Source organism: Alteromonas sp. ABH2_165 (genome assembly GCF_056159945.1).
The window spans coordinates 1-284 of the sequence record NZ_JBSWWF010000045.1; the positions used below are offsets into that span (position 1 = coordinate 1).

Consider the following 284-nt stretch of genomic DNA (forward strand, 5'->3'; position numbering starts at 1 on the left):
ATATCAGCTTTCCAAATTGTTAAAGAACAGGTTTAGAGTAAAAAACCCTAATCAATACTTACTCAAAGAGTAAAAATTCATTAGGATTTATCATTCTTTTTTTCGACCAACTTCGTGTCTATTTACATTCTTTTTCAGGCAAGGAAGATGAAACCGTAGTGTGCTCCAGCACATGAGGTTTTATCTGACGCGGCATGAGAAAGAATTGGTAGGCTTGGGCAGACTTGAACTGCCGACCTCACCCTTATCAGGGGTGCGCTCTAACCAGCTGAGCTACAAGCCTG

1 tRNA gene is annotated in these 284 nt (G+C 40.8%); it reads right to left on the reverse strand.

Going from position 1 to position 284, the window contains the following annotated elements:
* Positions 1-206 precede the first annotated feature (206 nt).
* Positions 207-283 (reverse strand) — tRNA-Ile (locus tag ACXAFQ_RS20540).
* Position 284 lies beyond the last annotated feature (1 nt).